The 14926-nt window shown below is 63.0% G+C and carries 16 protein-coding genes and 1 tRNA gene; 10 read left to right on the forward strand and 7 right to left on the reverse strand.

All coding sequences use genetic code 11. The features are described from left to right. Positions 1–71: 71 nt before the first annotated feature. On the forward strand, positions 72–998 hold the full coding sequence (gene coaA, locus ACUY2Y_RS08505) for a type I pantothenate kinase (protein WP_259901298.1): 927 nt from the start codon (positions 72–74) through the stop codon (positions 996–998). Positions 999–1017: 19 nt separating this feature from the next. Here coaA and ACUY2Y_RS08510 read toward each other — a convergent pair whose 3' ends face one another. The 3 genes from ACUY2Y_RS08510 to mca are packed head-to-tail and all read right to left on the reverse strand — an operon-like array spanning position 1018 to position 3016. Then, positions 1018–1794 carry an isoprenyl transferase gene (locus ACUY2Y_RS08510; RefSeq protein WP_296145688.1) on the reverse strand — a complete coding sequence of 259 codons (777 nt, stop codon included), beginning with the start codon at positions 1792–1794 and terminating at the stop codon, positions 1018–1020. 44 nt (positions 1795–1838) lie between these two features. Next, positions 1839–2144 (reverse strand): hypothetical protein, encoded by a 306-nt coding sequence (locus ACUY2Y_RS08515; protein ID WP_396121750.1) that lies wholly within the window; start codon positions 2142–2144, stop codon positions 1839–1841. Positions 2145–2146: 2 nt separating this feature from the next. Further along, positions 2147–3016 (reverse strand): mycothiol conjugate amidase Mca, encoded by an 870-nt coding sequence (mca, locus tag ACUY2Y_RS08520; RefSeq protein WP_448325710.1) that lies wholly within the window; start codon positions 3014–3016, stop codon positions 2147–2149. Between the two features lie 81 nt (positions 3017–3097). Here mca and ACUY2Y_RS08525 point away from each other — a divergent pair, with 81 nt between their 5' ends. The 6 genes from ACUY2Y_RS08525 to ACUY2Y_RS08550 all read left to right on the forward strand — a co-directional run bounded on the left by ACUY2Y_RS08525 (position 3098) and on the right by ACUY2Y_RS08550 (position 5745). Then, the gene (locus ACUY2Y_RS08525; RefSeq protein WP_448325712.1) at positions 3098–3580 is read left to right on the forward strand and encodes a DUF4307 domain-containing protein; all 483 of its coding nucleotides are present in this window, start codon (positions 3098–3100) and stop codon (positions 3578–3580) included. A 79-nt stretch (positions 3581–3659) separates the two neighbouring features. Next, on the forward strand, positions 3660–4181 hold the full coding sequence (greA, locus tag ACUY2Y_RS08530; RefSeq protein ID WP_210573083.1) for a transcription elongation factor GreA: 522 nt from the start codon (positions 3660–3662) through the stop codon (positions 4179–4181). 62 nt (positions 4182–4243) lie between these two features. Then, entirely contained in the window at positions 4244–4552 is a 309-nt protein-coding gene (locus ACUY2Y_RS08535; protein WP_448325714.1) for a hypothetical protein, read from the forward strand. A gap of 6 nt (positions 4553–4558) precedes the next feature. Then, positions 4559–4969 carry a DNA/RNA non-specific endonuclease gene (locus tag ACUY2Y_RS08540; RefSeq protein ID WP_448325716.1) on the forward strand — a complete coding sequence of 137 codons (411 nt, stop codon included), beginning with the start codon at positions 4559–4561 and terminating at the stop codon, positions 4967–4969. After that, positions 4956–5396, forward strand: coding sequence for a hypothetical protein (locus tag ACUY2Y_RS08545; RefSeq protein WP_259902793.1), 441 nt, complete (start codon positions 4956–4958; stop codon positions 5394–5396). Before ACUY2Y_RS08540 ends, ACUY2Y_RS08545 begins: the two co-directional genes overlap by 14 nt. 85 nt (positions 5397–5481) lie before the next feature. Next, entirely contained in the window at positions 5482–5745 is a 264-nt protein-coding gene (locus ACUY2Y_RS08550) for a hypothetical protein (protein WP_448325718.1), read from the forward strand. Between the two features lie 96 nt (positions 5746–5841). Here ACUY2Y_RS08550 and ACUY2Y_RS08555 read toward each other — a convergent pair whose 3' ends face one another. Next, positions 5842–6912 (reverse strand): HNH endonuclease signature motif containing protein, encoded by a 1071-nt coding sequence (locus ACUY2Y_RS08555; RefSeq protein ID WP_448325720.1) that lies wholly within the window; start codon positions 6910–6912, stop codon positions 5842–5844. Between the two features lie 186 nt (positions 6913–7098). Next, positions 7099–7965, reverse strand: coding sequence for a Bax inhibitor-1/YccA family protein (locus ACUY2Y_RS08560; RefSeq protein WP_448325721.1), 867 nt, complete (start codon positions 7963–7965; stop codon positions 7099–7101). A 155-nt stretch (positions 7966–8120) separates the two neighbouring features. On the opposite strand from ACUY2Y_RS08560, the gene ACUY2Y_RS08565 reads away from it, so the two are divergent. Then, a complete protein-coding gene (locus tag ACUY2Y_RS08565) occupies positions 8121–9107 on the forward strand; it encodes a suppressor of fused domain protein (protein WP_448325723.1) in 987 nt (328 codons plus the stop codon). Between the two features lie 9 nt (positions 9108–9116). Here ACUY2Y_RS08565 and ACUY2Y_RS08570 read toward each other — a convergent pair. Then, a tRNA-Leu gene (locus ACUY2Y_RS08570) sits at positions 9117–9190 on the reverse strand. Positions 9191–9245: 55 nt separating this feature from the next. Here ACUY2Y_RS08570 and ACUY2Y_RS08575 point away from each other — a divergent pair. Further along, on the forward strand, positions 9246–9878 hold the full coding sequence (locus tag ACUY2Y_RS08575) for a CPBP family intramembrane glutamic endopeptidase (protein ID WP_448325725.1): 633 nt from the start codon (positions 9246–9248) through the stop codon (positions 9876–9878). On the opposite strand, the gene mfd is transcribed toward ACUY2Y_RS08575, so the two are convergent. Then, the gene (gene mfd, locus ACUY2Y_RS08580; protein ID WP_448325870.1) at positions 9868–13485 is read right to left on the reverse strand and encodes a transcription-repair coupling factor; all 3618 of its coding nucleotides are present in this window, start codon (positions 13483–13485) and stop codon (positions 9868–9870) included. The genes ACUY2Y_RS08575 and mfd overlap by 11 nt on opposite strands. 229 nt (positions 13486–13714) lie before the next feature. Here mfd and ACUY2Y_RS08585 point away from each other — a divergent pair, with 229 nt between their 5' ends. Further along, a complete protein-coding gene (locus ACUY2Y_RS08585) occupies positions 13715–14926 on the forward strand; it encodes a hypothetical protein (protein ID WP_448325727.1) in 1212 nt (403 codons plus the stop codon).

Genomic DNA, 14926 nt, shown 5'->3' on the forward strand with positions numbered 1-14926 from the left:
GTATGCACTACCGTGCACGCGACACGCCCCATAAGCCAAAGTTTCCGTCGGTGAGTGCAACAATGGTGGCCATGCCGCGACCCGCAGACCCGAGCCCGTACCTGGATTTCCCGCGCGACGCGTGGAGTCAACTCCGCGACACGATGCCCCAGGTGATCGACGAAGATGACCTGGAGCAGCTCCTTGGCGTCGGCGAGAGCATGGGGCTTCAGGAGGTCGCCGAGATTTATTTGCCGTTGTCGCGTCTCATTCACCTGCAGATTCGTGCGCGCCAGAAGCTGACAGCCGTGACGGAGACTTTCCTCGGGGAGAACCCGGGGCATGTGCCGTTCATCATCGGTATCGCGGGCTCCGTCGCGGTGGGCAAGTCGACGACGGCGCGCGTGCTTCAGGCGCTGCTGCAAAGGTGGGATTCGCACCCGCGCGTCGACCTCGTGACCACCGACGGTTTCCTGCTTCCCGCCGCCGAGTTGCGCGAGCGTAACCTGATGACGCGGAAGGGCTTTCCGGAGTCCTACAACCGACGCGACCTGCTGCGTTTCGTCACGGAGGTCAAGGCGGGGCGCGACAATGTCAAGGCGCCGGTCTATTCCCACGACGCGTACGACATCATTCCGGGCGAGTACCAGGTGGTGGATCACCCGGACATTCTCATTCTCGAGGGGCTCAACGTCCTCCAGACGGGCCCGACGCTCATGGTGTCGGATCTGTTCGATTTCTCGGTGTACGTGGACGCGAAGACGACGGACATCGAGAAGTGGTACATCGACCGCTTCATCAAGCTGAAGAACACGGCGTTCCGCGAGCCGGGGGCGCACTTCGCGCGGTTTGCCGACCTCACGGACGAAGCAGCTGCGGCGGAGGCGCGTCGCATTTGGCAGACGATCAACCTGCCGAACCTCGTCGAGAATATTCAGCCGACGCGTGTGCGCGCCTCACTCGTCCTGTCGAAAGCAGCGGATCATTCAGTTCAGCGTGTGCGCATGCGCAAGCTTTAAAAGCACGCTTATCGACGCCCTACTTACCGAACCGGCGCGACCTCTGCGAGAAGTCGCGCAGCGCGCGCAGGAAGTCGATCTTGCGGAAAGCCGGCCAATACGTGTCGGTGAACCAGATCTCCGAATACGCCGACTGCCACAATAAGAAACCGGAAAGACGCTGTTCGCCAGAGGTGCGGATCACTAGATCGGGGTCCGGCTGGCCAGAGGTGTAGAGGTGTTCGGAAAGGGACTCGACGGAGACTTCGTCGGCAAGCTGCTCCGCGGGAACTCCCTCGGCGACTTTAGCGGTGATGAAGTTCTGCACGGCGTCGACAATTTCCTGGCGTCCGCCATAACCCACTGCGATATTGACGACGATGCCGGTCTTGTCCTCCGTCGCCGCCGCCGCGGAGCGCATCCGGTTGGCCACCTTTTCCGGCAGCAGGTTCAGGTGCCCGACGAGGCGAATGCGCGCCTCGTATTCGTCACCCGACAGCTCGTCGACGACTCCCGAAATGATGTCGTACAACAGCTGCACCTCTTCTGCTGTGCGGGAGAGATTCTCCGTGGACAGCAGATAGATCGTGACGACATCGACGCCCATCTCCGCCGACCACTGCACCAACTCCCCGATCTTCGCCGCGCCGACGCGGTGACCGTGGGAAATATCGGTGAAACCCGCCTCGCGCGCCCAACGACGGTTCCCGTCTGCCATGACGGCGATGTGTGCGGGGCGGCTAACGCTGTCGTCGAGAAGCTCGCGCTTCAGCCGCTTCTCGTAGAGCGGGTACAGGAGGCGGTCGAGCATAATCACGCGCACAAGCTTACTCTGCGAAGCCGGTTAGGCGGGTGGCGAAACTAGAAGAACGACTTCTTGCGGCGGTCCAGAAGCCCCTCAGCTTCCATCGCCTCGTCGACGGCCTTCTCGTCGAAGACGTCCAAGCCGCGCTCCTCCGCGAAGCGCTTGCGGCGGTTGAAGCGCGAGTGGCGGCGGTGAAACGCCCATCCGAGAAGCAGGATGACCACCATCATGCTCACCACGATGAGCGCACCGATCGGCTCCGCCTTGCCGAACTCCGGGCCGACCGGAGCGTCCTTATTCATCTGCTGCGCGAGCACTGTCACCGTGGCTGTCAGCGAGCCTGTCAGAGCGTCGGTCCCCATCATCATTCTCCTTCAATCCCGGCGAACAGGTCCGTTTCCGGCAGCGAGGTCTGCACGCGAGTTTGCGCGAGCTCGAACTCCTCGGTTGGCCAGACCTCTTTTTGCACGTCGACAGGGCTGGCGAGGAACGCACCAGCCGGGTCAATCTGGGTCGCATGCGCCGTGAGCGCTTCAGCGCGGTTGCTGAAATAGTCGCCGCACTCCACCTGGGTCGTCACGCGCTGCATGATGTCGGACGCGTTGGCCTCCCAGCGTTTGAGCATCGGCTCGTAGGGGCTGGGCTTGCCGTCGGCGACGAGGCGGTCGTGAAGCAGGCGCATGCGCTGGGCGACGAAGCCGTGGCTGTAGTAGAGCTTCAACGGAGTCCACGGTTCGCCGAGCTCCGGCGCGAAGTCCGGGTTGCCGACTTCCTCCCACGCGATCATGGAGATTTTGTGCACCATGATGTGGTCTGGGTGCGGATAACCACCGTTCTCGTCGTAAGTAATGATCACGTGCGGGCGGAACTCCCGGATCTTGCCCACCACGACCTTCGCTACTTCGACGGGGTCTTCGAGTGCGAAACAGCCCTCCGGCAGCGGCGGCAGCGGGTCGCCTTCCGGCAGGCCGGAGTCCTCGTAGCCGAGCCACTCGTGCTCGACGCCCAGCGCAGCAGCAGCCGTCGCCATTTCCTCGCGGCGGATCTCCGTCATCCGCTCAATGACTCCCGGCCGGTCCATCGCCGGATTGAGAATGTCGCCCCGTTGCCCGCCGGTGCAGGTCAGTACCTTGACGCGGTTGCCCTCGTGGGCGTATTTCGCCATTGTCGCCGCGCCTTTACTGGACTCGTCGTCCGGGTGCGCGTGAATGGCCAGCAAACGGTATCCCGTCACTTAGTGTTCCACCTCTACTTGGGGTTAAGGTTGATCGCGAGACAAGTTTAGTACCTCACCTCATCAGAAAGAGAACCCTCAGTGGCTGAGCCCGATTCCTCGTCCGCCACAACCCCGGACGACACCCGCGCCCGCTACGGCAGCGCCTCCGAGAAGTCCGCGCCGTCTGTCACTGCGGGACGCATCATCGCGGTCATTAGCGTGCTGTTCGTCGTGCTCATCGTGGTTTTCGCCGGCCGCTACATCATGCAGCGCCGCGCCGAACCGATCACAGCGAACCTCGTCGCGCATGAGCGTATCGACGAATCCACCTCCCGCGTCTGGTTCGACGTGTCCCGCAATGACCCTGCTGTTCCCGGCTACTGCATCATTACTTCCCTGAACTATGAGCACGCCGAGATCGGTCGCCGCGACATCGTCATCCCCGCCGGCGGAGAGAAAGAGATGCGTAAGCACGTCGACATTCCCGTCCGCGATGTCCCCGTCTCGGGAGGCGTGTACGGATGCTCCACCACGATCCCGTCATTCCTCGACGCTGATACGGAATTCGTGGAGGCGAGGTAGGAGGCGTCGATAAGCGATGCTCATGTTAATATCCGAACGAATAAGCAACCGACCGTGAGGAAACGAGGGTCCGAACTCCATGGCTGACAAGCAGCAGCAGTACATCACCCCGGAAATGAAGGCCAAGCTCGAGGCCGAGCTGCAGCAGCTCATCGACAACCGCCCGGTGATCGCCGCCGAAATCAACGAGCGCCGCGAAGAAGGCGACCTCAAGGAGAACGCCGGCTACGACGCCGCCCGCGAGCAGCAGGACCAGGAAGAAGCCCGCATCAAGCAGATCTCCGAGCTGCTGGCTAACTCCACCACCGAGCGCGCAGGTGTCGTCGACGGCATGGCTGTCGTCGGCTCCGTCGTCCACGTCTACTACAACGGCGACAAGGACGATAAGGAGACCTTCCTTATCGGCACCCGCGCCGCGTCGACCGACAACAAGGACCTCGAGACCTACTCCGAGCAGTCCCCCCTCGGCGCCGCCGTTCTCGGTGCCACCGAAGGCGAAACCCGCACCTACACCGCACCGAACGGCCGCGAGATTTCCGTCACCATCGAATCCGCGAACCCGTATGATTCGGTTAAGGCCAAGACCCCGCGCGCGAAATAAAACGCCCGCACAGAAGCATTTCATCGCGTTTCGACGCACTCGTTGAAGATAAGGACCCCGCAGTGACTTCCCGCTTTTCCCGCACAGTTGCCGCCCTCGCTCTCGCCGCCACCACCGCCTTCACCGTGACCGCGTGCACCCCGCCGCACCAGAAGGATTCGGATCAGAAGGTCGACACCGCCACCAGCCAGGACCCGGATTCCCTGCCGAGCGCTGGCCAGTCCTCCGCGACCGGCACGGCTACCACCACCGCAACCGCCACCGAGGTAGCTACCGAGACCGAGACGGAAACTGCGACCTCCTCTGTGGCAGTGGACGCCACCGACGCTGACAATGTCGTCTACAAGACCGACAGCGAGAGCCGCACCTAGCTTGCGGTGATCGAAGACATCAGCCACGAGATCAAGGGTGGTCGTCACCAAGGCATTCAGGGCTCGGTCGGTCGCGAGGCAGACCTGACCATTGATGGCAAGAAGGTGCTCGACTTCGACGGTGGCCACATCAACGCGGCGATGTCGGGTGGTATCCGTGAGGAGATTAACTACACCCCGCAGAACGTCGATGTGAACCAGTCACGCAAGGGCATGGAGAACTACTACGCCCTCGAGCAGAAGTGGAAAGAGCTGTCGCCGAACAATAAGGTCGACGTGGTCATCCGCAACATTTACGAAGAAGACGTGCAGAAGTCAACGGGCGTCAACAGCAACGTCCCTACCAAGTACATCGTCCAATACGATGTCAACGGCAAGGACCCAGTAGAGGTGGTAATGAACAATGTCGGACAATAACGAAGCCCAGGGAGGTCTGCTCGCTGAGCGTGAAGCCATGGTTGCCGTCGCCAAGGAACTCTGGGCACTGCTTCCAGATGATTGTGAGCGCATTACTTGCGAGGCCCTCATGTTTGCTGACTACTCCGAGTATCGCAAGACGGCGATCACGAAGTCGGGCGAGTCACGCAACATCGGATCGCACTATCCCCTGGTGAAAGCGATGGAGAACCTGCGCAAGGTCATGTACAAGCCAGGCAAGGGCACCTGGTACACGGCGCACTTCACCGTCATGCGTCCGGGCAAGGTCACCACCAACTACGACTACGACACTGAGCCAAACTGGTCGGTGAAGCCCGGTGATGCCACCTACGCTGCCGATCTCGAACGCTACCCACGGGAAACACAGCTCATTCCGGCTTGGATGCAGGACAAGCTCGGCGCGTAGGCCCCCAGGCCCACTTCGCGGTTGAACGCCCCAACGTTTCATCACACGCAATACACAACCTGCCTGAAAAGATGTAGGAGAGAATGTGCTCGATCTGATCAAAGATGACTTTACAAAAATTGCCGACCGTTGTGCTGAGGTGTCGAGTGAACTTGGCGGCACTAATCTCAACGGGGCCGATGGAAAAGTCGAATCGGCGATGAAAGGGTGCCGCAGTCGCACCGTCATGCAGGGCTTCGAAAGCGTATTTACTGACGTCGCTGCGACCGATGCAGCAGTCACCGACGCTGGCGAGCCGGACGTCGTCGAGCCGGGTGAGCCTACTGAGGCCGCACCCGCGCAGCTTTAATCCCACTTTGCCCACGTACTAGGGCGCGCCGAACTGGCCGTGGACATGCCTGATTCACGCGATGAGCGTGGTCAGATCTTGTCTGCGGCCTTTTCGCTATTTCCCGAACAACAGGTGCATGGCACCGTATTGGTGTGTGCTGTTCGGTACTGGTATTCCGCGCGGTGAAACCCATATCGGTGTCCCATCGCGCACCTGTATTCGACCCCTGTTGTGTCTGTCGGGGTCATCGTCGTTGGTGCGGTTGTGGTACCTGCACAACACCGACAGGTTGTTCATGTTCGTCGGCCCACCCCGGGCCCAGGGTTCGATGTGGTGGACCTCGCAGTTATCAGCGGCATGCCGACAATCCGGCACAGGACACGTCGTCAGTGTTGCCCGGGCGAGGTCGCGTTGTTTCTTATTGGCGAACCGTTTCGTGTTGTACAGGTTCACCGGACCTGCCTGCGGGTGGAAGAGTGCGACTTCCAAGTCGGACCCGTGGAACCGAGTCAGGTACTCCGCACCAGTCATCGTGGTGCCGTCCGACAACCCTAGGATGGTGTCATCGCCTTGGCCGCCGAGGATCGAGATGTAATCCGCCAGCGGGATCTGCACCAGCGGGCGTGGGACAGCATCAGCAACAGCCCCATCGTTGTGGAGTAGGTCGTGGAATGCCTCGTACATCTGAGGGCCCTCGGGACGGTTGGCGTCGAGTTTTTGGCGCAGCGCGTACTCAAGTGCTGCGATATCCCGCGCATCACCGGTGGCACTGAAGGTGCGCTTGCCTTTCCGCTCCTTGCCGAACCGCACCGCCGACTCAGGGGCAGGTGTATCTGGCTCGGGGACGATGTCTTTCGCGCGGCGCTTCAACGTCTCGTAGTTACCCCGCACCGACAACAACGCCAGGCGGATCTTCCACTTCTCTTTCTCCGTACCCAACGAGCGGACTTGCTGTTCGATGAACAGGATCTGGTCGAGTGATTTACCGGTTTCGCGGGCGATGCGTACTGCCTGGGTTTGCTTGCGGGTGGAGCGGGTGGTGCCGAAGTAGGTCTCGTGGGCTTTTTCCCACTCGATATAGGTGGTGGGTTTGACGCCGGCAGCCTGAGCAGCCTGGCGGTCGAAACCGGCCAGGATGTCCATCGGGCTGCCGAGTGTTGTTAAAAACGCGTCAAAATCGTTCACGACACAAACGTTAAACCGCGCGCAACCCGAGATCCACCAAACATTGTCTACTTCAGTAGACATCGCCTAAACGAGCAGGTCACAAGAGGTGAAAAACGGGCAAAAACAGGGCGGGAGGCGTCGATAAGCATGCAAAAAGCGGCCCACGCGTAAAGCGCGAGCCGCGGAAACCGCCTCGGGTGAGGACTAATCCCTGAAGTAGGACAGCAGGCGGAGGATCTCGGTGTAGAGCCAGACCAAGGTCACTGCCAGGCCGAGCGCCACGCCCCATGCCATCTTGGCGGGCGCACCGGAGCGAACGAGCTTGTCGGCGGTGTCGAAATCGGACAGGAAGCTCAGGGCACCGATCACAATGCAAACAATGGAGAAGCCGATCGCGATCGGGCCACCGTCACGCAGCGGGGAGATACCGGTGAAGATGAACATCAACAGGTTGCCGCAGGCCAGCACGACGACGGCGAAGATGCAGCCCGTGATGATGCGCGTGAACTTCGGGGTGACGCGGATAGCGCCAGTCTTGTAAACGAAGAGCATGCCACCGAAGATGCCGAAGGTGCCCAGGATCGCCTGGAAGATGATGTTCGCGGCTAAACCGTCGTCGGTGAAGCCGGCAATGACCATGGAGAAGCCGCCGACGAACAAGCCCTCGAACGCGGCGTAAATCAGGGTCACTGCCGCAGAGCCGTACTTCTCGCCGAATGCCAAGACAGTAATGAAAGCGCCGATCGCACCGATGAAGGTCAGGGCCATCGTGATGACCTGATCGACGAAACCCAGGCCGAAGTTGATCACTGCGAACGCGACGATCACGGCGAGGGTGATGCCGGTCTTGCTCACGATGTCGTCAACCGTGATGGGGCGCTCAGCAGGTGCGCCGTAGCCCTGCTGCTGGCCATAGCCCTGCTGCTGGCCATATCCCTGCGGCTGGCCGTAGCCGAAGTTCGGTGCCTGGCCGTACGGGGACTGCTGCGGGTAGCCAGCCTGGGGCTGGGCGTACCCAGTGTTATTTTGGGCCTGCGGGAGGCGCGTCAGGACGGGGTTGTTGGATTTCACGCTTCTCGAGTTCCTTTCATTTTTCGCCGTGTGCGCGTGGTCGGTCACGGTGTTGTTCACGATCTCCAAGCGCTGGTCGAATCGATCACCGATCATACTGTTCAACGCATCGTCTTGCTGTTTCGTTCCCGCGCGCGTCGAAATAGTATGAGGGCATGGGCATAAGGTGGGGTTTTCTCGGGCGCGCGGCGAAGCCGACGGGCGGGGATTATCTGCTCGCGCACTTAGAAGACATCGCAGGGCAACCGCCGGTTGAGGTCCACGGGGAGTTGACGTTCACGGACGAGATCGCGGTGCTCGTGTATCGGTTTGAGGAGCCGTTGCCGCATTATTTGTTCGTGACATACGGGTTGTCGGGCACGCGTTCGTCGGCACCCGTTGCGGGGACGCAGAGCGAGCTGACATTGCGCGCGCCGGCGGAGGGGGCGCCGGAACGGTGGGCCGTCGATAAGCTGCGGAGCATTGCGCGCTACCGACGCGCGTCGGGTAACCCGATAGAGCCGGGCCATTACATGGATCTGCGCGCGCCGGTCGCGGAAGGTGCGTCGCTGACGGGCTTCATTTTCGTCGCGGATCCGATCGTTCCACTGCTCAGCGCGCCGACCGGCCGGGTTCGCTTCATCAACGCGGTGCCCGTCACCGAAGACGAGCTCGATGCGGCTCTGCGGTGGGACCCGCTGAAATTCGCAGGTTTGCTCGGCGAGAGGTTACCGCTCGGCATCGGTCCGCACGACCGCGCTTCATCGCTTATCGACGCCACCTTTGCCCACCCCCTTACCTCCCTCACCAAGAGGGACGGCTCCTCCATCGCAGCGGTGTCCTCGAGCTATTTCGCCGTCGACGCATCCGGGCGCATCGACCTGACCACCCACGCCGCAGCACATCTGCTCCGCTCAATGACGTGGCGGCTGGGGTACGAACACCCCTTCGCCGTCGTCGGGGATGACGCGTGGGCACGGTTCGTTCCCGCTCACTCCCCCGCCGTCGCATACGGTGACGATCCCGACTCCGGCCCGCACTTGTCGGTGAGCGTCGACCGGACGCTGCGCCACGAATTCCTGGCGGTCCTCGACACTGCCCCCGGCGCGTACCGCCTCACGACGGCGCCACTGGCCGTCCATGTCATTGACCCCGCACGCTGAAAGAAATAGTGCCCCCACAGGGACTCGAACCCTGACTGAATCGATTTTAAGTCGACTGCCTCTGCCAATTGGGCTATAGGGGCGTAATGGTCAATGAGTGTACGGCACGGCCCCCCGCGTCCATATAATTGCTCCATCATGACGACTCGTTCTGCTTCCCTGTGGCCGCTCCTCCTTTCGTGCGTGATCGGCGCGCTGGGGCTGTTCTTTGCTCGGCAGGCGGGTGACGGCACGTCGGTTTTCTACGCGCTCACGGTGGTCACAGCCACGGTATACGCGGCGGCGTGGTGGATGTGGGGTGACCGCTCGGCGTTCACAGGTCCCGCGGGCGCGGATATTGCGCGCGGCGCCGGCATCGGTGCGGTGTTGGCCCTGGTGTTCATGGGCGGGGCGCTTGTCGTGCGCCGGATTCCGTTACTCGCCGGGCCTGTCGAGGAGCTGTTGAGCATGCCGCAGGCGGGCGGGTGGGTACCCACGCTCGCGGTGCTCGTGATCAACGGCATCGGCGAGGAGCTCGTCTACCGCGACGCCGTGCCGAAGCAACTTCGGGGGCGGTTCGCGGAGCTCGGTGTGGGAATCGTGTCCACGCTGATTTACTGCGCTGTCACAGTCGCGATGGGCGTGCCGCTGCTCGTTTTCGCGGCGGGCGTGCTCGGCGCGGTGTGCTTCTACGAGGCTTCGCGGAGCGGACGTCTCTACTCCCCCATCGCCGTGCACCTGACGTGGAGCACGACAATGTTGTTGGTGATGCCGCTCATCATCACTCGCTGACGGAAAAGACGCGCTTTTTCGCAGGCTTATCGACGCCCGCTCCCCGCACGTCGATCTCCTCCACGTCGAACATCTCGCTCACAAAGTCCGCGATCCACTGCAACAGCTCCTCGTCGCGCAGGTTGGGCGCATTGAGCGCTTTTTTGGCTCCGCCTTCGCGCGGGAACGGGACCTGGACGGCCTTGGCGGCGGCGCGGTAATTGGAGCCCGGGTAGAGGCGCTTGAGGCGCACCTGCTTGGAATCGGGCATGTCCACCGGGTGGAATTTCAGGCGGGTGCCCTGCATCGTGATGTCGGCGACGCCGGCGCGGCGGGCCTGGTGGCGCAGGCGCGCGACGGCGAAGAGGCGCTGGACTTCCTCGGGCATCTCGCCGAAGCGGTCGACGAGCTCGTCGGAGACGTGGGCGAGTTCGGCATCGTCGCGGGCGGCGGCGAGCTTGCGGTAGCTCTCCAGGCGGAGGCGCTCGGAGTTGATGTAGGACTCGGGGATGTGCGCGTCGACAGGCAGGTCGATGCGGATCTCCTTCGGGCCCTGGTCGGTGGCGTCGACGACCTCGCCGGACATGAGCGCCTTGAAGGTCTCCACTGCCTCGCCGACGAGGCGGACGTACATGTCGAAGCCGACACCGGCGATGTGGCCGGACTGTTCGGCACCGAGGACGTTGCCGGCACCGCGCATCTCCAGGTCCTTCTGCGCGACGGCGATGCCCGCGCCGAGGTCGTTGTTCTGGGCGATGGTGGCCAGGCGGTCGTAGGAGGTCTCGGTGAGCACCTTGTCTTTGGGGTACAGGAAGTAGGCGTAGCCGCGTTCGCGGGAACGGCCCACACGGCCGCGTAGCTGGTGCAGCTGGCTCAAGCCCATATTCTGGGCGTTCTCGACGATGAGGGTGTTCGCGTTGGCGATGTCCAGGCCGGTCTCCACGATGGTGGTGCAGACGAGGACGTCGAAATCGCGGTTCCAGAAGCCCTGCACCGTCTGCTCGAGGAGCTGCTCCCCCATCTGGCCGTGGGCGACGACGATGCGCGCTTCAGGGACAAGGGTGCGCAGGTGGCGGGCAGTCTTCTCAATGTCGGAGACCTTGTTGTGGATGTAGAAGACTTGGCCGTCGCGAAGCAGTTCGCGGCGAATCGAGGCGGCGACCTGCTTGTCTTCCTGCGGGCCCACGTAGGTGAGCACCGGGTGGCGGTCTTCCGGCGGAGTCGTGATCGATGTCATCTCGCGGATGCCGGTCAGCGACATCTCGAGGGTGCGCGGGATCGGGGTAGCGGTCATGGTGAGAACGTCGACGTGCGATTTGAGCGCCTTGATGTGCTCCTTGTGCTCGACACCGAAACGCTGCTCCTCGTCCACGACGATGAGGCCCAGGTTCTTCCACTGCACGCCTGTCTGGAGAAGACGGTGCGTGCCCACGACGATGTCCACCGATCCGTCGGCGAGCCCCTTCATGATCTTCTTCGCGTCGGCTGCTGTGGTGAAGCGCGACAGTTCGCGGATATCCACCCCGAAGCCGTCCATGCGCTGCGAGAACGTGGTGTAGTGCTGCTGCGCGAGCAGCGTCGTCGGCACGAGCACCGCGACCTGCTTGCCGTCCTGGACCGCCTTGAACGCGGCGCGGACAGCCACCTCGGTCTTGCCGAAGCCGACGTCACCAACGATCACACGGTCCATCGGGGTGGGCTTTTCCATGTCGGACTTCACTGCCTCGATGGCGGCCATCTGGTCTTCCGTCTCGACGAAGGGGAAATTGTCCTCCATCTCGATCTGCCACGGCGAGTCCGCGGCGAAAGCGTGGCCGGGGGCAGACGCGCGCTTGGCGTAGAGCTGCACGAGCTCGCCCGCGATCTCGCGGACTGCCGCGCGCGCCTTCTTCTTGGTGTTCTTCCAGTCGGAACCGCCCATTTTGGACAGGCTCGGCTGCTCGCCGCCGGAGTATTTGCTCAGCAGGTCGAGCGATTCCATGGGTACCCACAGCTGGTCAGCGGGCTGGCCGCGCTTCGCCGGCTGGTACTCGAGGACGATGTACTCGCGGCGCGAGGAGTCGTCGCCGGTGCCGATGGTGCGCTCGGCCATCTTCACGAAGCGGCCGATGCCGTGCGTGTCATGAACGACGTAGTCGCCGGGCTTGAGCGCCAGCGGGTCGACGCGGTTGCGGCGGCGCGGGGCACGGCGCTTGGCTCCTGCAATGTCACCCACGCGGTTGCCGGTCACGTCGGTCTCGGTGAATACGACTAAGCCCGGGCCGGGGAAGGTCAGACCGGCATGCGACAAGGCCTGGTAGAGAGTGACTTGGCCGTCGACGGGCTCGAGACCCGGGGTCGCCACGCGCGCGGAAATGCCGTTTTCGCGTAGGCGCTCCGCCATCCGGTCCACGGTTCCCTTTGCCGGTGCGGCGAAGGCGGCGTGGCCGCCGTTCTGCAGGTGCATCTTCACCTGGCCGTAGAGCGCTTCGATCTGCTTCGGGTCGCCTTTCGGTGCGGGTGCCGGCTCGAATTCGAGCGGCAGCGTCGCTGAATCGTCTTCACCGTCGGCGAACATGCCGGGCGGCGCGAACGTCCACCAAGCATTGCCCGCCTCGCGGGCGGAGATCTCGAGGGACTCAAACGAACGGTATGAACTCGCCGACACATCCAGGCCCTCGGCGGCGACAGGGCCATCCGCGCCCATCGCGGCAGCTTCCCAGCCGGCCTCGAGGAATTCATGGTCGGTGGCCTGCAGGTCGGAGATACGGGTGCGGACCTTTTCCGGCGAGGTCACCAGCACTACAGATCCGGACGGCATGAGCTCCGGTAGCACGGCGTACGACGATTCCGTCAGCGCCGGAATAAGCGCTTCCATGCCATCGGCGTACGACCCGTCGGAAATGCGGGTCAGCAGCTCCACCAGGGTCCGGTTGCCGGGGTGGGCCTCGATGAGGGAGGCAGCAGCGGACTTAACGCTTTCGTCGATAAGCAATTGGCGCGCGGGATGAAGCTCGACGCGCGCGATATCGTCGATGGTGCGCTGGTCCGCGACGGCGAATGTGCGCAGGTCCGTGACTTCATCGCCCCAAAATTCGATGCGGATGGGGTGCTCGGCCGTGGTCGGGAAGACGTCGATGATGCCGCCGCGCGTGGCGAATTCGCCGCGGCCCGAGACCATGTCCACGTGGTCGTACGCGAAGCTCGTGAGCGATGCGGTGAGATCTTCGAAGTCGTACTCCTCGCCGTGCTCGACGACGATCGGCGAGACCGCAGGCAGCACCGGCTGGCACGTCGCGCGCGCGGACGCGACCACCACCGATGTTTCCGCAAGCTCGTGCAGCACCTTGTTGCGGCGGCCCACGATGTCCGCGGCGGGCGACAGGCGCTCGTGCGGCAACGTCTCGTACGACGGCATCAACGCGACCTTCTCCGCGCCGAGCAACGCACCAAGCTCCGCCGCGAGATCCTCCGCCTCGTGTCCTGTCGCCGTGACGAGCAGCACGGGCGTTTCGCGCGCGATTGTCGCGGCCGCCCACGGACGCACCTGGTCAATGCCCGTGACATGCAGCGACGGCTCCCCCACCCGCTTGCGCAGACCCTTCAGCTTCGGGTCGGTCATCGCCTGGGTGAGCAGCCCGGCGAGCATCGGAACATTCTGCGGCTGGTCAGCCATCGAACCCCCTGGGTAGAACATAGTCCGGGCGATAAAAAAGCTTCCCCACCAGGACTCGAACCTAGAATGACGGTACCAAAAACCGTAGTGTTGCCAATTACACCATGGGGAAAGACGGTCAAAAGCTTACCGCATGGCTCGCGCGAACCGAATTCCCCTCCGTCTTCGTGTGCGCAAGGTGTGAGCCAGCTACCCTAAACCTGTGACGAAGACGAACAAGATCCTCCTTGCAGTCCTCGCTGTGCTGCTTCTCATTGCGGCGGTCATCGGCGGCGCCATCGTCGCGCGCAGCGGCCTATTCGGCTCGAACGACGACATCGCCCAGCCGTACAACGAGACGCGCTATTCCGGCACGATCGAGAAAGCAGAAGGGCTTATCGACGCCGCCGACCCCGTCCCCGTCGTCTTAGTCGTCCGCTTCCACGACGGCGGCGAGACCGGCGAACTGACCTCCCCCACCTTGAAGCGCCACTCCACCCTGACGCGGACCGACGACTACACCTACCGTGAGGACATCGTTCACGGCGAGGACGTCGACGCTGGCGACAGCGGCGTCGAGTGGACCTTCGAACCTGGCGAGAACGACACCATGGACGTCTCCTACACCACCCCCGACGGCGCCACCGCCTCCGCCGAACTCCCCCAGACCGACCCGGAGGAGACCTCCGGCGAAGTCGGCATCAACCCCGAGGTCGCCGGCGCCGAGCCCGACGGGATTGAATTCCCCGAGCACTCCGCGCGCAGTACCGGGCCCATCGAATTGGTTCACGCCGACGACCCGTCGAAGAACATCTCCGACGAGGTCATCTTCCGCATCTCTCAAGACGCCACGATCCACACCGTGACCTACCCCGGACGCGGCTGCTACGGCACTATCGATAGCACTGACCCCCACAACCGTGTCGAAAACATTACCGTCGGCGATTGTGAAAGCGGCGGCACATGGAAAATCACTGGAGGCGATCCCAGCGCCGGCACCGCCGAATACACCTCCCCCGACGGAAAACTCACCGGCTCTTTGAACTTCCGCCACAGCGAGTGGGAGACCATCGACGGCGAGATCGGCATCGCCCGCTCCGGGCCGGTCCTGGACTACTACCGCTCCTTCACCGGCCGCGACGGCGACACCGCGACCGAGGCGAAGGGCTCCTGCGATCCGTCCGAGTTTGCCGACCTCGTCGAAGGATGGGAAGCCGAATCCACAACGGTCGTTTACTGCGACGGGTCCTGGGCCGTAGCGGGTGTCTCGGGCTCGGATATCATCGGCGATTTCCACCTCGTTGACGGAAAATGGGAAGTGCTGGAAAGAGATGGACGGACGAGTGAGACCCGCCATCAGTGCCACGATCCAGATAAGCTCCGCGACATGGACGCCCCCGAAGAATTCATCGACAAATTGATCGTTTGCGAGTGA

It is taken from the genome of Corynebacterium sp. 20-84 (assembly GCF_053479455.1).